Origin of the sequence: Acinetobacter lwoffii (assembly GCF_024129855.1) — a bacterium.
In the GTDB taxonomy this organism is placed as follows: domain Bacteria; phylum Pseudomonadota; class Gammaproteobacteria; order Pseudomonadales; family Moraxellaceae; genus Acinetobacter; species Acinetobacter lwoffii_L.
The window spans coordinates 1-23,682 of record NZ_JAMXXC010000016.1 but is presented as its reverse complement, the minus strand read 5'-3'; the positions used below and the strand labels follow the sequence as shown (position 1 = coordinate 23,682).

Below are 23,682 nucleotides of genomic sequence, written 5' to 3'. Positions count from 1 at the left end.
CCGATCCAGTTTAAGCCAAAAACCAATAGCTGAGTGATCGCATATTGCTTCTTCTTTCTTCCATTTCGTTAAGGCGTGATTTTGAATGACTGATCTGACCACCATTGAAAATAAACTTCAACCACGAATCAGTGTTGCGCCAATGATGGATTGGACCACCAAAGACTATCGTTTCTTTGCGCGTCTGTTTAACCCGAATGTGATTATGTACACCGAAATGGTTACTACGGGTGCAATCATTTACGGTGATGCCAAACGTCATTTGGACTTTAATACGCAAGAACAGCCAATCGTGTTGCAACTCGGCGGCTCGAATCCAAAAGATCTCGCCACTTGTACCAAGATGGCGCAGGACTGGGGCTATAACGAAGTCAATTTAAATGTAGGTTGCCCAAGTGACCGGGTACAAAATAATAAAATTGGTGCCTGTCTGATGGCGGAGCCTGATCTAGTCGCAGAGTGTATTGCTGAAATGCGTCACGTGGTGGATATTCCAGTAACCGTAAAACACCGGATCGGAATTGATGATATGCACTCTTATGAAGAGATGCTGCATTTTGTCGACACCGTGGCCAAAACTGGCTGCAATAATTTTATCGTGCATGCGCGGATTGCCTTATTAAAAGGTCTATCACCTAAAGAAAACCGCGACGTGCCACCCCTACGTTATGAAGATGTCTATCGTTTAAAACAGGAGCGTCCTGATCTGCTGATCGAGATCAACGGCGGAATTAAAACCCATGCCGAAACGCTGGAACATCTCAAACATGTGGATGGGGTGATGATTGGCCGCGAAGCCTATCATAATCCTTACTTACTGGCTGAACTGGGCCAACTGTGGAATCTGGATGCACCAGACCGTTTTGACATCATGCAACAGATGCTACCTTATATTGCTCATCGCATCGCCGAAGGTGCACCTTTATCCATTATTACCCGTCATATTTTGGGACTATTCCAGAACTTGCCGGGTGCACGTAAATGGCGTCAGGCTTTAAGCGGTGGTAATGCCAAAACCTTGAAAGATGTAGAAACTGCACTCTTTAATATTCAGGAAGCGATGCAGCGTACCGAAGATTATGTTCGAGAACATCAACAAGTTGAATCCTAAACACAAAAAGCACCGATCATCGGTGCTTTTTTATAGAGATTGCGCATGAGTTATTGCGTATACGCCGTAATATTACCCACCGGAATCGGCTCTTCTTGATAAGAAACATCTTGTAATGCGGGTTCAGCCACTGGTGTAATCAGAGAGCCGGAGACATTCTGGTTCGGTTCATCTACAGGTTCTAGATCATCCAAGGCTGAGGCCAGTTGCTGTAATTCTCGATCCAGTTGCTGACGATATTTTTCAATTTCAATTTCATCAATAAAAGCAAAGGCATCATCTTCAATCGACCAACTATACCCGCCATCTACCTTAAAGACTTTTACATGAATGGGATATTCCTCGCCCTGATAATTCAGATGAGAAATGGCCTGAAACTCATTCCCCTGACGCTGGACAATTTTGACCTTTTTCACGGTAAAACGATAGTGTTGATAATCTCGATTGGAATTAAATTCACGTTGCATCTGCGTTTGAATATTTCTGGCCAGTTCATCCATCGAGACAAAATAACTGCATCCAGCCAGACAGGCAACCATCCATAACATCATGATTTTTTTCATAGCGCCCCCTCTTTTTTCTTTCCACTTCCTGCTTATAGTTGATATATGCAGTATTTTTATCTTTGCTTATTCTGTGATCCATTTTATGCTTTTTTGCAAAAACAATAAACAAACAGCGCTTCGATTAAGATTAAATATTTATGGTTTCTATAGTTTTTTTGAATTAATGATAAAAAATTAGCCATAAAAAACCCTGATGAATTCAGGGTTTTTCGATACAGATCGTTTTAAAAATCATCATCACTGGATGGATCACGATGCAGGGCATCATGAATAGCTTCGATCAACTGCTGGGCAATCTCCTGCTTGGAGGCTTTTTCCAGATCACGTTTGTCTAGCTGATAATGCTCGGCAAAGAATACTGTCATGGCATTTTCATCCGAAGCAAATCCGATATCTGCACGTGATACATCATTGCAGGCAATCATATCCAGCTTTTTCGCGACCAGCTTTCCGGCAGCATATTCTTCAATATTGCGGGTTTCTGCAGCAAAGCCAACCATAAATGGACGTTTTTCCTGGTGGGCAATGGTGGCGACAATATCCGGATTTTTCACCAAGGCGACATTCAGTTCATCACCGGCTTTCTTGATTTTATGCTCGGCTACTTCTGCCACACGATAATCGGCTACTGCAGCTGTCGCAATAAAGATATCGCAACCATTTTCCAGCATTTGCATACTTTCATTCAGCATTTGCACAGCAGAAGAAACATTCTTACGTTTCACGCCATTTGGGGTGTCCAGACTGACCGGCCCTGCGATCAAGGTGACATTTGCCCCTGCTGCATAACAGGCTGCAGCCAGTGCAAAGCCCATTTTCCCGGTACTGTGATTGGAAATATAACGCACCGGATCAATCGCTTCGCGAGTCGGGCCTGCGGTAATCGTGACTTGTTTACCCGCAAGCAGGCCAAATTTTTCCGCAATCGCACGTTGAGCTTTATGAAAATATTCAGTTACCTGATGCGCTAAATCTTCCGGCTCAGGCATCCGGCCCAAACCTACATCCCCACAAGCCTGTGAACCCGCGTCCGGCATGATCACATGCACACCGTCTTCGATCAGTGTCGCAAGATTACGCTGCGTTGCTTTGGCTGCCCACATTTGCTGGTTCATGGCAGGTGCTACCCAGACGGGTGCTTTTGTTGCCAGATATAAAGTACTTAAGAGATCATCAGCCAGACCTGCGGCAAACTTTGCCAAGGTGTCACAGCTGGCCGGTGCGACCAGCAACAGATCTGCCCAACGTGCCAGCTCGATGTGGCCCATGCCGGCTTCTGCTTCAGTATCCAGCAATTCGGTATGTACAGGATTGCCCGATAAGGCTTGAAAGGTTAAAGGTGTAATAAAAGCCTGTGCACCGTGAGTCATGACGACCCGCACATCAAATCCGGCATCTTTCAGACGGCGAACCAGAATTGCACTTTTATAGGCAGCAATACCGCCAGTGACGGCCAAAATTATATTTTTATGAGGAATTACACTTAGATCAAAGCTCACAAACAGATTACCTTGCTGTTGCAGTGGGGCTCACAATAGCATTAAATAATCGCATTCCCAAGAGATCGGCTTGCGGGAAAACTGATAATTCATAATAAATAAGTCTAATAACTATGCAATTTTCTATTAAAAACTGGCCGGAACAAGAACGGCCGCGAGAACGCTTAATTCAATATGGCGCAGAAAGTCTGTCCGATGCCGAGCTACTGGCTATTTTTCTGCGCTCCGGTTCCCAGCAACATTCGGCAGTTGATCTGGCGCGCTTGCTGATTCAGCATTTTGGTCATTTGACTGCGTTGCTCGATGCACCTTTACAGGAAGTCAGCCAGTTTCATGGCATGGGCATCAGTAAATATACCCAACTGATGGCCGTCAAGGAACTCGGACGGCGTTACATTGCCGAACACCTGAAACAGGATGCACTGGAATTCACCAATTCCAAGCGGCTGAGAGATTATTTACGATTTGAACTGCTCGGTGAAACTCAGGAAGTGTTTGCCGTACTGTGTCTGGATGCCAGTCTAAGAAAAATCGCCTTTAAAAAACTATTTTATGGCTCCATCAATGCATGTGATATTTCTATTAATCAATTGCTGCGTTATGCCATTAGCCAACAGGCGACTTCGATTGTTATTGCGCATAATCATCCGCTGGGCCGCCCCTCTCCCTCCAAGGCTGACCTGGCATTGACCCGTCAGATTCAACAGGCTTGCCAGCTGGTGGATATCCATTTAATTGACCATTGCATTATCGCTTTGGAGGGCAGTTTTTCCTTTGCTGAGCAGCAACTCATCAAACCGGAAATGCAGTATTGAATAGCACTTGACAAAGCAGGCACAACTCCACAAGATCATGAAAAAAATTGTGATGATTCCAATAAATGATCGTACGTGACCAGCCGACTGTTTTTAAACTGCTGTTTTCCTGGCGGGGGACGATTTTACCTAAAGTTTTGCCACCTTTAGGCGTAGTGATGCTGATGTCAGCCATCATCGGTGGCTTGTCACATATTGGTTATTTTCATTTTCCAGAATTACCCCTGGTCGGCTTTACCCTGATTGGAGTGGTACTGTCGATCTTTCTCGGATTTAAGAACTCGGCCTGTTATGACCGCTGGTGGGAAGCGCGCAAACTTTGGGGCATTTTGATTGCCAATTCACGTCATTTTGACCGTGATTGCCGGATGCTGTCTCAAGGTCGCCGTGAACGTGTAATTCAGCATGTGATTGTCTTTGCCAATGTCCTCCGTGACCGGCTACGCCATCAGACAGCCAATCCGACGGAACTTGTGGAAACCAGCGGCATGAGCCAGCAGGCTGTGACCCAGCTCTATCAGCAGGCCAATGCGCCGCAATATACCTTAAGCCTGATTCAATGGGAGTTAATGCAGGCGCTCAAAGAAGGTGAAATCTCCGACATCATCTATATGCAGATGAATAATCATGTAGCAGAACTAAGTATTGTCCAGACTGGTTGTGACCGGATTGCAACAACGCCTTTGCCTTTTGCCTATTCGGTCTTGCTCAACCGCACCGTCTATTTTTTCTGTTTTATTTTGCCTTTTAGTCTGGGTTCAACGCTTGGTCTGTTTACGCCTTTGCTGGTCGGAATTTTGGCCTATACCTTTTTGGGACTGGATGCTTTAAGTTCGGAAATTGAAGAGCCTTTTGGTACTCAAAGCAACGACTTGCCTCTGGACTCGATGGTGCGTACCATTGAAATTGAACTATTAGGAACGTTGGGTAAACCAACGCCACCACCGATTCAGGCCAAAGATCATAATTTGCTATAATTTATAATTCTTTCCTCGCCCTTTGCTATTAGTAGCGAAGGGAAAATCTTCTCTCAAATGAAAAAGATCGAGGTAAAGGAATGACTAAACAAAACTCTCCCAAATTCCGACCTGCCCCGGTTTAAGACTCGGGACATTACCGAGTTTAATCCAGGGCATATGATCGCCATGAAAATCACTGCCAATCGAAACTTTAAGATCATGTTCAGCAATCATTCGATCCACCATCTGCCGGGTTGAACTTGGCTCAATCGCCGGTGGCAGCTCGACGGCATCTCCACCAAACTTGGCAAAGATCTCGATCAGATAACGGATATTGGTCGCAGATAAATCATATTTGGTCGGATGTGCCAGTATCGCAAAACCATCACTTTCATGAATGACCTGCACCGTGTCTTCAAGACTCAAGCCATCAAATTTGACATAGGCCTTTTTGCCTTCCTTGATATATTTATCAAAAGCCTGTTGCGGACGCGTCACAATCCCCTTTTCTACCAGCGTTTTGGCAATATGGGTCCGTGTCACCCGATCAGGGATATGGTCGACTTTGACCAGTACATCAGCATAAATATCTTCACCAATTAAAGGAACCAGCAGATCACAAATCTGTTTAGAACGTTCAGCCCGGATTTTCTTTTGCTGATTGAGGGCTTTTTGTAAAGGCTCAGGATTTTGCATATTTAGCGCGACGATGTGCACGCCATAGTTTTTTTTGGTGGCAGGACGTAACCACTGGCTGGATATTTCCACCCCCGAAATGATCTTAATCTCATGATTTTTAGCGGCTTCCTCAGCCAATGCCAAACCGTCCATGGTGTCATGATCCGTCAGGGCCAAAGTATGGACAAGTTTTTCCACAGCCGCTTCGACCAATTGCTGAGGACTGAAAGTTCCATCAGAAATATTACTATGTGTATGTAAATCTACGCCGTGCATCTCTATACTATGACATTTATTTGATCAGATTTAGATACTCTAACATGAAAGCACTTTTAGACTTTGTGCCACTCATTATTTTCTTTTATTTATATAAAACTGTAGATCCAAAAGACACTGACCATCAATTGCTGCAATTGATCGGTTCTGCGGGGGGTGTCGACAATAATAATATTCTTGTTGCAACCACAGGTCTGATTATTTCCATGTTGGTCGTCTATGGTGCGTTATTTGTCATACAAAAATTCCGTCTGGACAAGCAGCAATGGATTGTCTTGTTTATGACGGTGATTTTTGGTGGCATCACTCTGATCCTCAGCGATGATTTCTATATTCGTCTGAAAGCCGTGTTATTGAATCTGGTCTTTGCAGGTGTATTCTTCCTGTCCCCTTGGTTTAGCAAGGATAAAAAGCCTCTGATCCAGCGGTTATTTGGTCCAGTATTCAATCTAAGTGAAAAAGGCTGGTTCAAGCTAAACTATGCTTGGGTTGCCATGTTCGTACTGATGTCATTTCTGCATACCTTTTTCGCCTATTTGTGGATGGATGGAAAATATTGGGGCGAATTTACCGCATTCGGTGACATGATCGTGATGTTTTCCTTTATCATTATTCAGTTTATTGTATTGCGCAAATACTTTAAGACCGCTGAATAAGTCCAACTACAAACGATTGAGAGTCATCATGCCATTATTCGTCGTTAGCTGTACCGATCGGGAAGGTACAGTTGAAAAACGCCTCGCGATTCGTCCACAACATCTTGCACGTCTGGAACAGTTAAATGCTGAAGGCCGCCTGATTGTTGCAGGTGCCATGCCTAAAGATCCGGCCAATCCACAGGCCGGTTTTTATGGCAGTACCATTATTGTCGATTTTGACAGTCGTGAAGCGCTGGACACATGGCTACAGGATGAACCTTTCTTAAAAGAAGGTGTATACGAACACATCGATGTCAAACCATTCAATAAAGCATTCCCTCAAGGATAAGGTTCATGCGTGTTGTTACTGCCAGTATCATTGGCCTATGTTTTATGATTTCTCCAGTATGGGCAGTCGAAGTTGCGCCTGCTCCTGTGACTCAGGGAAATCAGACAGCACAACCTCAAGGGACAGCGGTGACTGTCCAAACCCAGTCTACGCCGAAACCTGCCATTATTCCTGCCGTAGCGTCTTCTGCCCAATCGGTGACACCTGCTGAAAATAAACCGTTAACCGCAGAAGAAATCGCCAAGCTCAAAGCCCAGCAAGATGCCAAGGTCAAAGCCTTAGTCAAAGATCAGGCCACCCGTTTGCAGCAACTGGAAAAAGCCAATCTGGAAGCACTATCGCAAAATCAGGAATTGCAGCTCAAGAATGACAATCTAGGGGTACAGGTACAAGTACTGCAAAGCGAACGCAGTGCCCAGATGTTCCTCTACGGTGCTGCAACCCTGGCTGTGGGGGTATTGCTCGGCTTCCTGATCGCGAGCTATGTTTATACCAAACGTCGCCGTCAATGGTAAGCTATAGCCCTTCCCGATATCTTTAAGGTTGTACTCGTTTTGTCACACGCAATTCAAACTGCTGATCTGGATTGGCAATTGGTGGATGGTATTGATGTGCCTGTATCCAAGCAATTTGGTGATGTGTATTTTTCCAAAGACAATGGCTTGCTGGAAACCCGGCATGTCTTTTTAAATGGCAATGATCTCAGTATGCGTCTGGCAGATTTAAAACCTTTTGAATATTTCTGTGTCGGTGAAACGGGTTTTGGTACTAGTTTAAATATTCTGGCCCTGTGGCAGCTCTGGCAACAGGTGCGTCCGGACAATCACAGTCATCTGCATGCGATTTCAGTTGAAAAATTCCCTCTTTCTAAAACCGATCTGATTCGAGCCTTAAATGCCTGGCCAGAACTCAAGCCTTTAGCTGATCAACTCATCTCTCAATACCCGATGCCAATTGCCGGCTGTCATCGTCTCAGTTTTCCTGAGGAACGTTTCAGTCTGGATCTGTGGCTAGGTGATGCACATGATGTTTTTCCGGTGATTGAAAAAACTGCGCCTGTGAATGCCTGGTTTCTGGATGGTTTTGCGCCTTCCTGCAATCCGGACATGTGGGAAGAAAATGTTTTAAATAATATTGTACGTTTATCCGAGATCGGCACCACTTTCGCCTCTTTCAGTGTTGCTGGCATTTTAAAACGTGGCTTAAAAAATCATGGGATTTCAATTTCCCGTCCACGTGGTTTTAAGCACAAGCGTGAAATGCTGAAAGCCATCTGGAATCCGGCTGAAGAGACTGAAAGTTCATTAATACAAGAAATCACTCAAAAAAAAACTGAGCGAGATACAGAGACCAATATCAGACCTCACCAAATCGCTGTGATTGGCGCTGGAATCGCTGGTTTAAGTAGCGCATGGGCATTCGCTAAACGCGGCCATCAAGTCACGATTTACGACCAGTCAGCGCCACTCTCAGGAGGTTCTGGCAATCCACTGGCTTTGCTGAATCCCAAACTCTGTCCGGTTGAGCAAAGTGCTGATCATCTGATGACATTGGCCTGGCAACATGCCTTAAATCATTATCAAAAATTTAAAGCTTTCCGCCCGATTCAGGTGAATCAACTGGCCTTAAAAAATCCTGAACAGCTTTTAGGATTAGCAGATGAATATCCTGAAGAAATTCTTGCTGTACAAGATACAGAAGATCAAGAGGTTCAAACCGAATTTCCAAGTTTAAAACTATTAGAAGCTGGTGCAGTTTCACCTCATCAACTGCGTGAGGAGATTTTGCTGCATCCTCATATTCAATATCAACAGGCCAAAATTAGCCATATTGAAGCGGCTACAAAACCTCAGCTATTTTCAGATGAACAGGATCTAGGTGAATTTGATCATGTCATTGTCTGTACTGCGCGAGAAACAGCACAATTCTTTGCAGATTATCCAGTTTTGAAACCGATTCGCGGACAGGTCAGCTGGGTAAATAATCAAGCCCAGCCTTTAAGTCAAAATATTGCCTATAGTTACGGCGGTTATTGTATGCAACTGGATGCTGAACATCTAATCTTAGGTGCTTCTTTCTATCCAGGTCGCGATGATGCAGAGGTGTTGGCAGAAGATCATGTGCATAACTACGAACTGATTCACAGTGTCTTCCCCGAATATGCACAATCATTAGCTTCTACCGATACCTGGCAAGGTCGTGCATCGGTACGCGCACAAAGTCAGGATTATTTCCCCCTACTGGGTAAAATGAAAGCCGATGAGGAAATATACAGCTTTGCCGGTCTCGGCTCTAAAGGTTTTCTGTTTGCACCGCTCTGTAGTGAAATTCTGGCAGCCCAGATTCTCGGCGAAGCCTGTCCGGTGCCATCCAGTTTAGTAAAAAAACTCAGTGTGACCCGTTTTCAAAAGAAAGTGAAAATGAAGAAACCGTATTTTAAGCTACAAATTTAATTACTATTTTGAATGAATCCCCCCTTGCGAAGCAATGCTTCTCACCCTTTAGAAAAGGGAGGTCGGGAGGGATTAAATCTCACCCATTAAAAAAGCGCCTTGCGGCGCTTTTTTTGACAGAATGCTTATACACCCTGTTCAAGCGGTAAGCCTGCATCACGGGCAGCACGAGTACCACCCATCAGAATGACATATTCACGTGAGCTGTCAAAACCCTCAAGTAACTCTGCTGCACGTGGTGCTTTACTACCACCGCCACATAAAATGTAAATCGGTTGATCCGCTGACACCTGAGTTAGGCTCTCTGCTGACAGACCGTTAATGGGCTGATTCACCGCCCCTTTCACGTGTGCTTCAGCAAAAGCACTTGAATCGCGTACATCCCAGATCACTGCATTTTCTGGGAACTCAAATGTTGTAATTTCTTGTTTACGGATCATTGCGCACTCCTTTGATGTAAAACAACACTTGGCAAATGAAGAAAACATCCCTAGCATCTCAGATATTCTTTCCCTTTGTAAAGGTCTAAACTATGCCTTCTTTCGATATTGTTTCTGAATTAGAAATTTTTGAAGTAAATCATGCAGTTCAAAACACCCAAAAAGAAATTGCGACCCGCTTTGATTTCCGTGGTCAGGACGTTTCTATTGAACTGAATGAAAAAAACAAGGAAATCAAAATCTCGACTGAAAGCGATTTCCAGTGTGAACAAGTCTATAGCATGCTGGAAAGTCATTTCTTTAAACGCAAAGTTGATATTCAGGCGCTTGATCCACAAAAAATGACGGCTTCTGGCAAAAATGTGATTCAGGTCATCAAGCTTAAAGATGGTCTTGACTCAGATACCGCAAAAAAAATTAATAAAGCCATTAAAGAAAGTGGGATTAAGGCGCAATCTTCTATTCAGGGCGACAAGATTCGTGTGACTGATAAAAAACGCGATACATTGCAGCAAGTAATGGCATTCTTGAAAGAACAGCAATTTGGTTTGCCTTTACAGTTCAATAACTTTAAAGATTAAGACAGCAACGTCTGTAGAAGGAATTATGGCAAAGAACAACCGATTAGCCAGATTAGTCAAAGCCACTGCACGATTACCGCAAGGCATTCGTACTGCTTTGTTAAGTAAAACTTTTGGCCGGGTGGTCCCGATGGTCGGCTCTGCCAAGATTCGTTATGAGGAAATGAGTGCGTCCAAAGTGGTAGTAAGTATGGCCAATCATAAAGCCATGCAGAACCATATCGGACAAATCCATGCATGTGCAATGGCCCTGCTGGCAGAAACAGCGACCGGCTTTGTGACGGCAATGAATGTTCCGGATACAGCAATTGTACTGATCAAAAGCTTAAAGGTTGATTTTAAGCGCCCGACACGCGGTGCCATGACTGCTGTTGCTACGCTCACGTCGGAGCAGCAAGCCCTGATGCAAAACTCGGATAAAGGTGAAACCCTGGTTCAGGTCACCGTCACGGATGAATCAGGTGAAGCCCCCATTCAATGTGAAATGCTCTGGGCTTGGATTGCCAAAGATCAGCTGAAAAAATCATCATAATTTCTGCAATAAAAATCCCGGCTCTGATTGCCGGGGTTTTTATTTTAAGCCGTTTATTGGGCGAGCTGTGATTCCAAGAACTTCTGTTTCGCGTCTTCTGGGATCAGACGCTTGTTACCTTTCACATCGACAGCAACAAAGGTAAACACACCTTCAGTCACCCGAATTGGTGGGCGTGAATCATCATGACTGTCCCAAACCTCAATTTCCATCTGGATAGATGTTTTTCCAACTTTGAGAATTTTGGTATAACAACTAATCACGTCCCCGACTTTCACCGGTACCAAAAAAGTCATCTGGTTAATTGAAATCGTGGCACAACGCCCCTTTGAAAATCGTTCTGCGTGAATCGCGCCTGCCAAGTCCATTTGTGAAACGATCCAGCCACCAAAGACATCACCACTCCAGTTGGTATCTGCAGGCATTGCGATCGTCTGTAGGGAAAGAATCCCCTCTGGTCTTACTTGAAAATCTGACACTTTCACTCCAGGCATTTGAATTAGGGTTGGGTATTTAACTGCTGATCAAGCCATTTTTGCAGCTCGCTTGATCGTAATGCACCGCTTATTCTAGCAATTTCGTTGCTTTTATTCATCAACACCAGCGTCGGAATACTGCGAACATTAAATGCCGAACTTAAGCGCGGATTCGCTTCGGTATCAATTTTGGCAAAAACTACATTTGGATATTGCTGGGCGACAGTCGCAAAATGCGGTGCCATCATTTTACAAGGACCACACCATTCTGCCCAGAGATCAATCAGGATCGGCAAGTCACTATGCGTGACAAACTGGCTAAAATTCTGTTCATTCAGCTCAATCGGTGCCAGTGGAATCAGGGCTTGATGACAATGACCACAAGCAGGGTTGGCAGTGAGTTTATCTTCAGGGACACGGTTTTTGGCCAGACATTCCGGACATACAATAATCATCTAGCGCACTCCAATATGTTGATGTAAGAATTCTAATTGGGTCGAAACTGCTTTTTCAAACCATTCCCCATGATAAATATCAAAATGCCGGATATTCCACTCATGATATTGCACAAATGGTGCAATATTGGTCGCAGTTTCCCGACTGGATTCAATTGGAATCAGACTATCCAGTTTTGCCGCAATAAACAGGACTGGAATGTTAATCTTTCTGACTTCCTGAATCGGTCGATAGCGCATCAGTTTAAAGAATGCCCGTGCAGGAATATGACCACTCCAGTAATAATCCGGATTGACAATCGACAGATAACCTTCATAACTGTCCTGTGTCGGCATAAAACATAGCTCATGCGGATCAACTACAGGTAAGGTTTTTGGTGCCATACCAACCTTGGCCCCCATATAATCCTGACTGGAAACTTTAAGCGCCTTGGGGAGTTGCTGTAAAGGATATAGTTGGGCACTTTCAGCCCCATCGACAAAAGGCACCTGTACCATCGCCGCCTGAATATTTTTCAGCTCTGCTGCAAGTGTCAATACATGCCCACCACTTAAGGCCGTACCCCAGAGCACGATCCGTTTACTGTCAATCGATTTGCGTTCCTGAATATGTCTGATCATGGTTCGCCAGTCATCGAGCTGGGCATTGATCGACACCAGTTCACGTGGACGCCCAGTGCTGCCGCCCCAATAGCGATAGTCAAATAAAACCACCGCATAGCCGGCACCGGCAAAACGCTGGGCATATTGCACCAGTTTAAATTGACGTAAGGCAGCCAGACCATGTGCCATCAAAATTACGGCGGGTTTTTCTATATTTTTAGGCCGATAAAAATCTGCAGCAATCACTTCCTGACCGCTTTTGACATACAGTGGTTCAACTGTATAAGCCTGCATACGCGCTCCATTGCGTTATCTTATGGTTATCATCATTTATAAAAATTTCAGAACAGGTTCAGCATGTTTTCAGCTTAATGCTATCATAAAGCATATCGATATAAATGAAATGATGGAGTGGCGTCATGAGCGAAAATGTAGGTTTTGCAGGTCAAATTGGTCCGGAACACGTAATCCAAGTGGTTGAGAAAGGCTTTAAATCGATTATCAACAACCGTCCGGACATGGAAGGTGGTGCCGAGCAGCCAACCAGTGCACAAATCGAGGAAGCTGCACGCAATGCCGGTCTGGATTATGTATTCCAGCCAGTAGTAGCCGGTCAGATTACTGAGCTTGATGTACGCACTTTTGCCAATCATTACAATGAATTGCCAAAACCTATCCTGATGTTCTGTCGTACTGGAAACCGCTCGAATAATTTATATCAGCTGGCAAAACAGATGGACCTGCTGGATGACTAAGTCGTTTTGGAAAGGTGTGTTACTAGCAACCTGTTTTAGCTGTATTACACCTGTTTTTGCTGCAAATGACCTTAGCCGTGCGCTGACCTCTACGGTGAGTGTCACGGGGCAAATGACACCAAGCAAGTTCCAGCAATTGATTCAGCAAGGTTTTAAATCTGTAATTGTAAACCGCCCTGATCAGGAGACTGGTAATAATGTCACGGTGAGTCAACTACGCTCCATTGCGGAGAAATCTCAAGTGAGTGTGATTTATCAGCCTGTAGTGAGTGGCCAAATTTCTCAAGCCAATATTGAGGAATTTGCGCGATATTATAATGAGCTGCCTAAACCGATTTTGATGGTTTGCCGAAGTGGTACACGTTCAGCAGCTTTGTTCAATCAGGCGAAATCTCAAGGATTGATTCATGAATAAAATTTTGGTCGTGTTATGTCTAAGCTTGAACTTTTTCGGTTGTAGTTCAATGAATTTGAAGCCGACTGTGGGTGTGAGTGTAGGGACGTCGATTTAAGTTTTTAAATTTCAACCCCCATAAAAAACAGCGCCGAAGCGCTGTTTTTTCGTCAGATTAGATTATTAGTTGACACATGTTGTATATGGACTTACGCGGTTAGGTGCATAACTTCCATCAGCAGCATAATCACTACTTAAACTTGGCAATGTTAATGTTGTATAGCCTCTAGTTGGTGTTTGTGCAAGTGTAGTTTTCGCTCCTACTTCTACTGCGATCCAATGAGCATTTGCTTTTGGATATTCAATGATGAAGTCAAACCTACCAGTACTATCTGTACGATAGGTCGCGGTATATGGGTGAGTCGTACTATTATTTGCTGTACCACCTAAGAAACGAACCACACGTAATGCCTGACCATTAGCCATCCAACTTGTTGTTGTTGGATCCACCGTACATGTCGTTGCTGAGTTTTTATCTTGAACTTGTGCAGGTATTGTACCTACTAATGGATAATAATAATCACCTGGTTTAATCCAACCTTTTAGATTCGTAAATGGATAAACCGCATCTAGTTCTTTAACTTTTAAGGTAATAGGATTGCCATCCACATCGACACCAGGTTGCTCAACTATTTTCCATGCATCTTTCTGAATTTCATATTTCCATTCACCTAAAACATAAGAAGTTGGACGAATATCTAAAACTACATCCTGATTTGCCACTGGCTTCCCATCAACATCAACCAGCTGAACAGAACCTTCTTTTTGATAATAAATACCGTTACCTGTTGATGTAAGCTCTGTTGGATTAAAATTAACCGCAATAGAACCAATCGTTACTGGCACTTCGGAATTTACCACATCAATCACATGCGGTACACGTCGCTCTGTATTCTGCGTATCTTTAACTACAGCTTCTACACGTAAATCAGCAGCAACGAAGTCATAGGTTGGATTACGTAAACTTTCATCAATTACAATTGAAAATTTTGCCCAACCATTCTCATCACTTTCAATAGTAGATGCGCCATGAATATATGCACCATTTTGATTATATTGAGGAATTGTTAATGTAACTGCTTTACCAGCTTGACTTGAACCATCTAAGTCTACTACCAATACTGATACTTCGAAAGAATCACCACGGACATTTAACTTATCTTTAGATACTTTAATTTTTAAGTCCAATTCTGGCGCTAAAACTGTTGGTGAGTGCACTTGAATACTGCCAGGTAGACTTACTGAAGCACCTGTTGCGGTGGTATGGGTTGCCGTTAATTCGATTGGTAGAACTGGTAATACTAATGTACCTTGTAGTGATTTCATCGATACTTCAAATACAGCTTCACCAAATTGATTAGTAATGAGCTGTGAAGCCCCTTTAATACTAGTCGCATTTCGCGGATCAGCAATAGCTAAGCTAACTTTTTCATTCGCAACACCGCCTTGATTCTTATCAAGAAGTTTAACCGTCACAAATGCACTATCACCTGCTGAACTTAAGGACACACGACTACTATCAATAGTTAAGTGATAAGGATTACTAATATCTTGAACAGCAAAATTTAGCTTCGTCTGAATTTCATTACCGCGTGGATCACGGATAGTTCCTGTTACTACAATAGATTCTAAAGCAGCAGATGTAATACCTTGTGGAATAATTAAGTCAATTGGCACTGAACCATTTCCTTGTATTACCACTCCGTCAGCACTCAGTTTAACACCTGCAGCAATAGCTTTTGGATTCAGAGTCAATCGCATTGGTGTACCAGCTGCAGTATTAATCCCCATTTCATCTTTAACAGCTGCATACACTTTAACTGTTTGCCCAGCTGTCACTGTTTTTACATCTGATGTTAAACGCGGATTTAAAGCATTTGCTGGAGCGGTGATACTAATTACATTTGTTTGCTGTAAACGATCGCCATTATTTAAGTTCGTACCAACTACGGCAAAGACAATACCATTTTTGATCAAACTAGCATCATACACGCCCTCAGATACCGTTACCGTAAACTCGGCTTCACCATTACTGTTAGTTTGCGTTGGTATATTACTTAATGAAACACGACTAGAGGTTAGCTTAGAAAGAGCAACCGCAATTGGTGTATTTGGAATCGCTTTACCATCTTTATCAACTGCTGTAATTTTGATTCGTGCTTCACCGCCGAGAACAGATATCGTATCTAGTGGCTTACCATCTACTGCAGTAAAAATAAGATTCGCTAAATCTGGTAAAACCACAGCAGCTTTATCTAATTCAATTTTACGAACCAAAGTATAATCAGAACCATCAGCACGTCGCGCAGTTGCTGTAAATTCAAGATCATTTGCAGCTAGGTTTTCAACTTCCGCTTCATTTTGAGGATTGATGGTCACTACAAATGTTGCAAGACCATTACTGTCTGTCATGACTTGAGATGGTGAAGCAAAACTTACACCATTTCTTAAAGCAGCTTCATTTAACCCAAGTGAAACGACTTGGTTTGCAAAAGCCTTACCTTGTGTATCTTTCGCATTAATTGTCACCTGAATCGTCTTAGGTGTATTCACACCCAATGTAACAACATAATCAGATGCATCTAAGGTAAAGTAATCTAGAATCTGCCCGGCATTTGGTGATTTAAAGTTCAAGGTTTGCACAGCTGTTTTACCATTGCTGGTTGTCGCTGTGATACGAATACCAGGGCTTACAAGATCAATCTGTTCTTGAGTGCCAGCAACTTTATATTCAAACTCAAAATAAGCATAACCGTTGGCATCGGTGAATTTAGTTGCTTCACCAGTTAAGGTTAACTGAGCAGTTTTTAACTGTTCTAAGGTTAAATTTGGTGTGTCAATCGTTACTTTCGCACCTTGTAAAGCACCTTTATCAGCAGATAACGCTTTTACTGGTACAATAATTTTTTGATCTTTTGAATAATCAAATGCTTGTAGAATTGGATCAATTAAAACCTCTGCAGGTGTAGATTCAACATCAGGAGCTCTTAAATCAATACGGCGAGAAGCTTCATAATTCGAACCATCAGCACGTTTAGCTGTTAATGTAACCTGTAAATCACCAGTCACATCATCAATCAGCTTTTGCACTTCCGCTTTATTACGTGGCAATGCTTTAAAGGTAAAGGTCACATAACCATCAGCATCGGTTTTTTGCGTAAAGGTCTGTGCACCAACATTCGCTCCTGTTGGATCAAGTAAATAAACACCATTATTATGTGCTTGTTCATTATAGCTGATCGTGACATCTTGATTAGCAAGTGCTTTACCACCCACATTGATTGCACGTACCTTAACGGTAATATCAGTTTGTACGTTTTCTTCAATCGCAGCATAACCATTTGTATCAATAGAAATATAGTCTAAAGCTTCTGAAGTTAAAGACTCTCTAAAGTTCAATTTTGTTGTCTGTGTTTTTTCATTTGCAGTTGCGGTAACAGTTACACCATTTAAGATCTCACGCTGTACTGTAGATTTTGCATATTTATATTCAAATACAAATATCGCATAGCCGTCATCACCAGTAAACTGTTCAGCTGCACCATTCAAGCTAAAGTTCAGTTGTGCTAATTTCTCTTGAATATCTGTCGTGATTGCGACTTTTTCATTTTTAAGCGTGCTGCCATCAGCATCTAATGCTTTAACACGTACTTGAATCGTATGATCTTGAGTATAGTCAAATGAGTTTAAGATTGGATCAATAACTAAAGTCTCAACTTTAGATTCAACTTGCTCTTCAGCTTGTACTAATTCAACTTTACGTTGCGCTTGACGAACAGATCCATCAGCAACTGCAGATAAGACTTTCACTGTTACGCCATTTGCCAATAATGCTTCTAATTCCTGTTGGTTCTTTGGATGCACACTGAATTCAAATTTTGCATAACCTTCTGCATCAGTTGCTACTGACGAAGCTGTAAGAAGATTAATACCATTTTCATTGGTTAATTCAATCTGAACATTTTGATTCGCCAAAACTGAACCATCAGTACCTTTTGCAAGCACAGATAACGTAACTTTAGTTTCTACATCCGTATCAATGACAGCTTTACCAATCATATCAATGACAAGATAATCAAGCGTATTAGTTTGAGTTTCCGCAAAGTTAATAACCGTGCGTTGCTCTTTTCCATTTGCAGTCGCTAATAATGCTACACCTTTCAATGCAAGAGGTTTTTGCTCTGTAGATTGTGCATCATAGTTATAGCTAAATTCGAAGACAGCATAGCCTTGATCATCGGTATATTGCTCAGCAGCACTATTTAAACTTAAATTAAGTTTTGCTAATTCTGCACTTGAGATGTTTTCAGGACGCAATGTGATTTTTTCATTACGTAATGCGCTACCATCTTCACCAATCGCCTTCACTCGTACCGCAATAATGTGATTTTTACTGTAGTCATAAACACTAATTGGATCAATGATCAGATAATCAACTTCACTTGGTGCTTCTGCTTCTGACTTATAAAGTTCAACTTTTCTTGATACTTTGTATGCAGAACCATCTACACGCTGTGCAGATAAACGAACATTCAAACCAGATGCAAGCAATGCCTCTAATTCAGATGCATTTTCTGGTGCAATGTTGACTTTAAATGTGGCTTGACCTTGTGCATTGGTCACAACTTCTGTCGCAGAATTAAATGAAATACCACTATTGGTTTCTGTTTCATTCAATTCAATTTTCACAGTCTGGTCTTTTAATATCTGACCATTTGTTGCCAATGCAGTTGCTGTAATCATCACTTCTGTTGGTTGATCGGTTGAGATAACTGCACGACCACCTGTAGATACCACTAAATAATCAAGATTGATTTCTTGTTCATTTGCAGGTGCTTTAAAGTTAATAATCGTATTATTCGTCTTTCCATTGGCAGTTGCTGTAATTTCAAAACCATTTAACAGTTTCTTTTGTGCAGGAGACTGTGCATTGTATTTATAGTCAAATGTGAATGTCACGTAACCATAATCATCAGTCAGTTTCGTCGCATCGCCAACAAGACTTAAATTCAGATCAGCTAACTCTTGTGCACTAAGGGCTGTCGTTAAGCTCACTTTTTCATTACGTAAAGACTGACCAGCTTGACCAATCGCTTTCACGCGCACTTGAATTGTTTGGTCTTTTGTATAGTCATATGCTGCTTGTAACGGATCGATTAGTAGTGAAGATACTTGCGATACTTGCTCTTGCTCAATAAGCTTAATCGTTCTTAGAGTTGTATATTCAGAACCATCTTTTGCAGTTGCTTTAACAGCGACTGTTACACCACTCGCAAGCAATGCATTCAGTTCATCTTTATTTTTTGGTTTCGCATTTAAAACGAACTCAGCATTACCTAATGCATCTGTAACTAGGTTGTTAGAGGTTGCATACGTTACGCCATTTGAAACTGCAGTATTATCAATACCAATACTAATACGTTGGTTAGCTAAAACCTTACCATCTGTACCCATTGCCTTGACACGGATCTTGATCGGTGTATCTGTAGTGGTCGAAATTAAGGCTTGTCCATCTGTATCAACAGTAAAGAAACTTAAGTCAATACTATCGCTCGGAGCCTTAAAGTTAATGCGAATATTGCTGACCTTACCATTCGCCAAAGCATTGAAAGTAAGACCTTTTTTCGCCAGCTCTTCTTGTTTAGGCGTTTCGTTATACTGGTAACTAAGTTTAAACGTTGCATAACCTAATGCATCAGTGATTTGTTCTGCTTGGGTCGTAAAACTTAAGCCTAACTGCTGCATCTGCTGATTAGTTAGGGCAGATTTTAATTGAATTTTTTCTTTTGCTAATGGGCTTCCATTGACATCTAATGCTTTTACACGAACGGTAATTTCTTGATTTTGCGTATAGTCAAAACGGGTTAAGATTGGATCTACCATGAGGTAATCCACTTGACTCGTTCCAGTGTCAATAATCGAGTTTGAAACTAAGTCAATTTTACGAGTAACCGAATGCTTAGAACCATCATTACGATAAGACACTACTGCAACAGTTAGGCCTTTTTCAATTAAGGTATTTAATTCAGTTAAATTACGTGCTGCAACTTTTAATTTAAATTCAACTTTACCTTGTGCATCCGATACAAGCTTAGTTGCTGTGGCATATGAAACACCATTTGAAATCGCAGTTTCATCAATACCAATAGCTAATTCTTGATTTGCAAGAACTGCACCATCAACACCAAAGGCTTGCGTACGCACTACAATTTCAGTTTGTTGATTAAGTGCAATTTGAGCTAAACCATCAGTATCTAAAGTAAAGTAATCAAGGCTGACTTTGTCACTGACACTCTTTGTATTGAAGTTAACTTTAATTGTTTGAGTCTTTTGATTAGATAATGCCGTGGATGTAAAAGTAATCCCTTGCTTAGCCAACGCTTGCTGTTCTGCAGATTTATTATATTGATACTTATAAACAAACGTTGCATAACCATCTACATCTGTTAAAACTTCAGCAGCTGTACTTAAACTTAGACTCAACTTATTCAGCTGATCATCTGAAAGTAAAGATTTAATTGATACTTTTTCATTTTTAAGAGGGCCACCTTTTTCACCAATTGCTTTTACTTTAATTGTAATGTCTTGGTTCTTGGTAGGATCAAAGTTTTCATTGATTGGGTCAATTAAGAGATACTTAACTGCTTCAGTTGCAACAGCCTTATCTTCAACAACAATTTTAATATTATTGCTAATACCGTTATCTGTTGTAAACGTCGCTGTGATCCCTGAAGCCTTTAATGCTTCTACAGCTGCTGCTGTTTGCGATGCTGGTGTTTTAATTCTGAAAGTGACATAACCCTCTGCACCGACAGACTGACTTTCATTTAAATCAAAGTTAACACCATCACTACTGCCTTCTAACTTAACAGCATTCGCTACAGCTTCGCTATTCAAGGTAAGTTTGATTTTACCTTTTTTCGCAGCATGTCCATTGTTCGCAATCGCTTTTACCTTAATTTCAACACTGTCAGACATTGCATTGATTTTATAAGATGAAGCGATTTCTAGACGTTGAATAGCTTCTTGATCGGTTGCACTATCATCTGCAGTAATGACATCAACAGTAATGGTCGCGAATTTCTCAGGGTTCTCTAGGAAAGTTGCTTTAAGTTCAATCCCTTCATCCTTCAAAGCAAGTGGTGTATCAGAATTACTTTTTAGGATAAATTCCGCATAACCTTGTGCATTTGTAATGGCTTCAGTTTTATCCAAGGTCACACCACGACCAGATTGATTGGTCTCCAGGCGAACTTTTTTACCTGCTAAATCTTGTTTATTGGAATTTTTGGCATATACACGAATACGTGCTTCGCCATTTTTTGCAGCAATCGGTGCATCAGGCTTAATAATTTCAAGTTTATCGACAATTGTTGCAATATCTTTAAATGTTAGAGACGTAGTTGCTTGCTTTTCTGCACGATGCTCATCAATGAGTTTAAAGTTTAGTATTTTAGATGTATCTACAAGCTGTTGAATTTGTGCCGCAGTTAAATTTTTATTTGCTACAAGTTTAAAATTTGCTTTACCTTCACTATCTGTCTGTACAGATGATCCGTTGCTAATTACAAGCAATCCTTGTAACTCAGCAGGTAAAGACAATTCAACGGTTTGTCCTGACTTAGAACCACCTTTTGGATCAGTCACTTGGACAAAAAATTCAACTGCCCCATTTGGTAAATCAATCGTAAGGCCTTGTGGCACATCTAGAGTATAATCACTAACAATTACACTAGATTTTTTAATATTAAGGGTATATACCTGTTTAACTTGTGTGCCATCTACAGTTGCAGTTAATTGTACTTTACCAGATTCAATATTAATTGAAGGAATTTTAAGCTCAAAAATAGCAATGCCATCTTCAGCTGTAGCAACTAAGGAACTTTTGCTTGTTACACCTAATTTATCTGAATCATTAATCGCTAATCGTACATTTTTGCTAGAAATTCCACCTTTATCTGCATTTAAGACCTGAACAGCAATTTGTACAGTTGAATTATCTACAACCTGAACAATATTTTGGCCACTCGAATCTTGCAAACTAATATTCAAGCTTTCTGGAACTTGAGCTGTATTATCTGTAGATTCATTGCCGCCTCCATTATTTCCTCCTGTATTTGGTTGACTATTATTGTCATTATTATAGTAACCGTCACTCCCCCCCCCGCCACATGCAACTAAAGAAATCGATGTTGCTAAAACTGTTGTATTTACCCCTAGTTTTTTTAAATTTATAAACAAACTCATGATTATTCCCGCTAGATATAATAGTTAAGCAGCCATAAAAAAATAGCTTTTGGCTTTTAAACAAAATTTACTCAAATTAGCAAAAATAAGCAATCTAGTTACATAATTTACATCAGAAACATTGTTAATCTTACATATAAATATTTAGTTTTTGAGACTTGGGAGGCAGTTTATGCACGACCTCATCATCATTGGCGCAGGCACTGCAGGAATCAGTGCTTATAATAAAGCCATTAAACACACCCAGAATATTTTAATTATTAATGATGGCCCATGGGATACCACCTGTGCACGTGTGGGCTGTATGCCAAGTAAACTGCTGATCTCATCTGCAAATCGTATGCATGACATTCAAACTGCTGAAGAACTTGATTTAAAACATAATGCTGTCATTGATCCTTCAGATGTTATGCAACGTGTGCATGTCCTTAGAGAACGTTTTATTCGTGCAACCTTGAAAGGTGTCGATCAATGGGACAGCTCACATAAAATTTCCGGAAAAGCCAAATTTATTGATCCCCAAACGATCGAAGTCAATGGACAATCCTATCGGGCCAAAAGTTTTATTGTTGCTGTAGGCTCACGCCCTAATGTTGATAAAGCTTTAAAGCAACAATTAAAAGAAAAATACATCACTTCTAATGAAATATTTGAATTTTCTCAATTACCTGAGTCTTTAGCGGTAATCGGGAGTGGCATCATTGCAATTGAATTAGCTCAAGCCATGCAACGACTGGGTGTACAAACTACAATGTTTGCGCGTAGTCAAAAAGTAGGTGCCTTAACCAGTCCAGTCTTACAGAAACTGGCACAGGAGCAACTCAGTAAAGAACTCAATATCAAGTTTAAGAACTTGCCAGATGAAGTTGGAATACAAGCTGATAAAATAAAGATTAATTTTACAGAAAATGATCAGACTGAAAGTATTGAAGTTGACTATATCTTAGGCGCCACAGGTCGGCAAAGCAATATAGATCATTTAGGTCTAGATCAACTCAATTCAACATTCAAGGACATCAAAAACCTTCCTATCGATAAAGAAACCAAACAACTTGCAAACCTACCTATATTTATAGTCGGTGATGCCGCACCTGATGCGCCGATTCAACATGAAGCCGCGCATGCGGGTAAACAGGCAGTTTATAACTGTTTAAATTATCCGGATGTAAAGCCTATTCCTGCCTTAATCCCATTGGCGATTGTATTTTGTCATCCTGAAATGGCGATTGTCGGAAAAAGTTTTAAACAGCTGGAAGATCAACACATCGAATTTATTCGGGGATTCGTCTCTTATGAAAATCAAGGACGTGCACTGGTTCTGGCAGAAAACTCAGGTGGAATAGAAGTTTATATTGCTAAAAAATCAGGTAAATTACTTGGTGCAGAACTCTTTTGCTCCCAAGCAGAACATCTGGCCCATTTACTGGCCTGGATGATTGATGCTGACCAGGATATTTATCAGATCTTAAAGAAACCTTTTTATCATCCAACTTTGGAAGAAGGACTCAGAACTGCATTTAAACATGCTCGACGTCAATTGGATGCATTGCTATAAAGGAACTATAAACCTATTACGCTTTAAAATTGGTTCTTGCTCTAGTCTAATATTGAGCAATGTTGATGTTAAATTTATATATGACATATATAAGACAATTATTCCGCGCATAAAAAAAACACCCCCGGCCTTATGGTCGGGGGTGTTTAGGAATAATGAGCTGGCGATGACTTACTCTCACATGGGTAACCCCACACTACCATCAGCGCTAAGAGGTTTCACTTCTGAGTTCGGGAAGGG

At 41.5% G+C, this 23,682-nt stretch carries 20 protein-coding genes and 1 rRNA gene; 12 read left to right on the top strand and 9 right to left on the bottom strand.

The window, feature by feature from the left end:
* Positions 1 to 85: 85 nt before the first annotated feature.
* On the top strand, positions 86 to 1,111 hold the full coding sequence (gene dusA, locus NI465_RS11750; protein ID WP_435575061.1) for a tRNA dihydrouridine(20/20a) synthase DusA: 1,026 nt from the start codon (positions 86 to 88) through the stop codon (positions 1,109 to 1,111).
* A gap of 50 nt (positions 1,112 to 1,161) precedes the next feature.
* Here dusA and NI465_RS11745 read toward each other — a convergent pair whose 3' ends face one another.
* Entirely contained in the window at positions 1,162 to 1,674 is a 513-nt protein-coding gene (locus tag NI465_RS11745; protein WP_004281611.1) for a hypothetical protein, read from the bottom strand.
* Positions 1,675 to 1,901: 227 nt separating this feature from the next.
* Entirely contained in the window at positions 1,902 to 3,176 is a 1,275-nt protein-coding gene (coaBC, locus tag NI465_RS11740; RefSeq protein ID WP_253145407.1) for a bifunctional phosphopantothenoylcysteine decarboxylase/phosphopantothenate--cysteine ligase CoaBC, read from the bottom strand.
* A gap of 113 nt (positions 3,177 to 3,289) precedes the next feature.
* Between coaBC and radC the strand changes: the two genes are divergently transcribed.
* Together radC and NI465_RS11730 are read left to right on the top strand one after the other, a co-directional pair.
* Positions 3,290 to 3,991, top strand: coding sequence for a RadC family protein (gene radC, locus NI465_RS11735; protein ID WP_253145404.1), 702 nt, complete (start codon positions 3,290 to 3,292; stop codon positions 3,989 to 3,991).
* Between the two features lie 65 nt (positions 3,992 to 4,056).
* Positions 4,057 to 4,968, top strand: a complete 912-nt coding sequence (locus NI465_RS11730; protein ID WP_004281608.1) for a bestrophin family protein — start codon at positions 4,057 to 4,059, stop codon at positions 4,966 to 4,968.
* Positions 4,969 to 5,052: 84 nt separating this feature from the next.
* On the opposite strand, the gene NI465_RS11725 is transcribed toward NI465_RS11730, so the two are convergent.
* Positions 5,053 to 5,904 (bottom strand): PHP domain-containing protein, encoded by an 852-nt coding sequence (locus NI465_RS11725; RefSeq protein WP_253145403.1) that lies wholly within the window; start codon positions 5,902 to 5,904, stop codon positions 5,053 to 5,055.
* 44 nt (positions 5,905 to 5,948) lie between these two features.
* Between NI465_RS11725 and NI465_RS11720 the strand changes: the two genes are divergently transcribed.
* Genes NI465_RS11720 through mnmC form a run of 4 tightly spaced genes read left to right on the top strand, consistent with a single transcriptional unit; the run spans position 5,949 to position 9,344 of the window.
* A complete protein-coding gene (locus NI465_RS11720; protein ID WP_004281606.1) occupies positions 5,949 to 6,560 on the top strand; it encodes a septation protein IspZ in 612 nt (203 codons plus the stop codon).
* Between the two features lie 28 nt (positions 6,561 to 6,588).
* Positions 6,589 to 6,891 (top strand): YciI family protein, encoded by a 303-nt coding sequence (locus NI465_RS11715; protein ID WP_004281605.1) that lies wholly within the window; start codon positions 6,589 to 6,591, stop codon positions 6,889 to 6,891.
* 5 nt (positions 6,892 to 6,896) lie between these two features.
* Positions 6,897 to 7,406, top strand: coding sequence for an SH3 domain-containing protein (locus NI465_RS11710; RefSeq protein ID WP_005252915.1), 510 nt, complete (start codon positions 6,897 to 6,899; stop codon positions 7,404 to 7,406).
* Between the two features lie 39 nt (positions 7,407 to 7,445).
* Complete coding sequence (gene mnmC, locus NI465_RS11705; RefSeq protein ID WP_253145401.1) at positions 7,446 to 9,344, top strand: bifunctional tRNA (5-methylaminomethyl-2-thiouridine)(34)-methyltransferase MnmC2/FAD-dependent 5-carboxymethylaminomethyl-2-thiouridine(34) oxidoreductase MnmC1; 1,899 nt, start codon at positions 7,446 to 7,448, stop codon at positions 9,342 to 9,344.
* A gap of 125 nt (positions 9,345 to 9,469) precedes the next feature.
* Here the strand turns inward: mnmC and NI465_RS11700 are convergent, their stop codons facing one another.
* A complete protein-coding gene (locus NI465_RS11700) occupies positions 9,470 to 9,784 on the bottom strand; it encodes a rhodanese-like domain-containing protein (RefSeq protein ID WP_253145400.1) in 315 nt (104 codons plus the stop codon).
* A 92-nt stretch (positions 9,785 to 9,876) separates the two neighbouring features.
* Between NI465_RS11700 and NI465_RS11695 the strand changes: the two genes are divergently transcribed.
* On the top strand, positions 9,877 to 10,365 hold the full coding sequence (locus NI465_RS11695) for a YajQ family cyclic di-GMP-binding protein (RefSeq protein ID WP_004281601.1): 489 nt from the start codon (positions 9,877 to 9,879) through the stop codon (positions 10,363 to 10,365).
* Positions 10,366 to 10,390: 25 nt separating this feature from the next.
* A complete protein-coding gene (locus NI465_RS11690; protein WP_191112589.1) occupies positions 10,391 to 10,897 on the top strand; it encodes a DUF4442 domain-containing protein in 507 nt (168 codons plus the stop codon).
* Positions 10,898 to 10,950: 53 nt separating this feature from the next.
* Here NI465_RS11690 and NI465_RS11685 read toward each other — a convergent pair whose 3' ends face one another.
* Genes NI465_RS11685 through NI465_RS11675 form a run of 3 tightly spaced genes read right to left on the bottom strand, consistent with a single transcriptional unit; the run spans position 10,951 to position 12,725 of the window.
* Positions 10,951 to 11,391 (bottom strand): acyl-CoA thioesterase, encoded by a 441-nt coding sequence (locus NI465_RS11685; protein WP_290446931.1) that lies wholly within the window; start codon positions 11,389 to 11,391, stop codon positions 10,951 to 10,953.
* A 5-nt stretch (positions 11,392 to 11,396) separates the two neighbouring features.
* Entirely contained in the window at positions 11,397 to 11,828 is a 432-nt protein-coding gene (gene trxC / locus NI465_RS11680) for a thioredoxin TrxC (protein WP_253145398.1), read from the bottom strand.
* Positions 11,829 to 12,725 carry an alpha/beta hydrolase gene (locus tag NI465_RS11675; RefSeq protein ID WP_180087473.1) on the bottom strand — a complete coding sequence of 299 codons (897 nt, stop codon included), beginning with the start codon at positions 12,723 to 12,725 and terminating at the stop codon, positions 11,829 to 11,831.
* A gap of 125 nt (positions 12,726 to 12,850) precedes the next feature.
* Here NI465_RS11675 and NI465_RS11670 point away from each other — a divergent pair, with 125 nt between their 5' ends.
* Positions 12,851 to 13,186 (top strand): protein tyrosine phosphatase family protein, encoded by a 336-nt coding sequence (locus NI465_RS11670; protein ID WP_153566561.1) that lies wholly within the window; start codon positions 12,851 to 12,853, stop codon positions 13,184 to 13,186.
* On the top strand, positions 13,179 to 13,601 hold the full coding sequence (locus tag NI465_RS11665; RefSeq protein ID WP_153566562.1) for a protein tyrosine phosphatase family protein: 423 nt from the start codon (positions 13,179 to 13,181) through the stop codon (positions 13,599 to 13,601). The genes NI465_RS11670 and NI465_RS11665 overlap by 8 nt, the downstream gene beginning before the upstream one ends.
* Positions 13,602 to 13,763: 162 nt before the next feature.
* On the opposite strand, the gene NI465_RS11660 is transcribed toward NI465_RS11665, so the two are convergent.
* Positions 13,764 to 21,887 (bottom strand): alpha-2-macroglobulin family protein, encoded by an 8,124-nt coding sequence (locus tag NI465_RS11660; protein ID WP_253145397.1) that lies wholly within the window; start codon positions 21,885 to 21,887, stop codon positions 13,764 to 13,766.
* 172 nt (positions 21,888 to 22,059) lie between these two features.
* Between NI465_RS11660 and NI465_RS11655 the strand changes: the two genes are divergently transcribed.
* Complete coding sequence (locus NI465_RS11655) at positions 22,060 to 23,442, top strand: dihydrolipoyl dehydrogenase (RefSeq protein ID WP_253145396.1); 1,383 nt, start codon at positions 22,060 to 22,062, stop codon at positions 23,440 to 23,442.
* A gap of 158 nt (positions 23,443 to 23,600) precedes the next feature.
* Here NI465_RS11655 and rrf read toward each other — a convergent pair.
* Positions 23,601 to 23,682: ribosomal RNA gene (gene rrf / locus NI465_RS16850) — 5S ribosomal RNA — on the bottom strand; the annotation flags it as partial.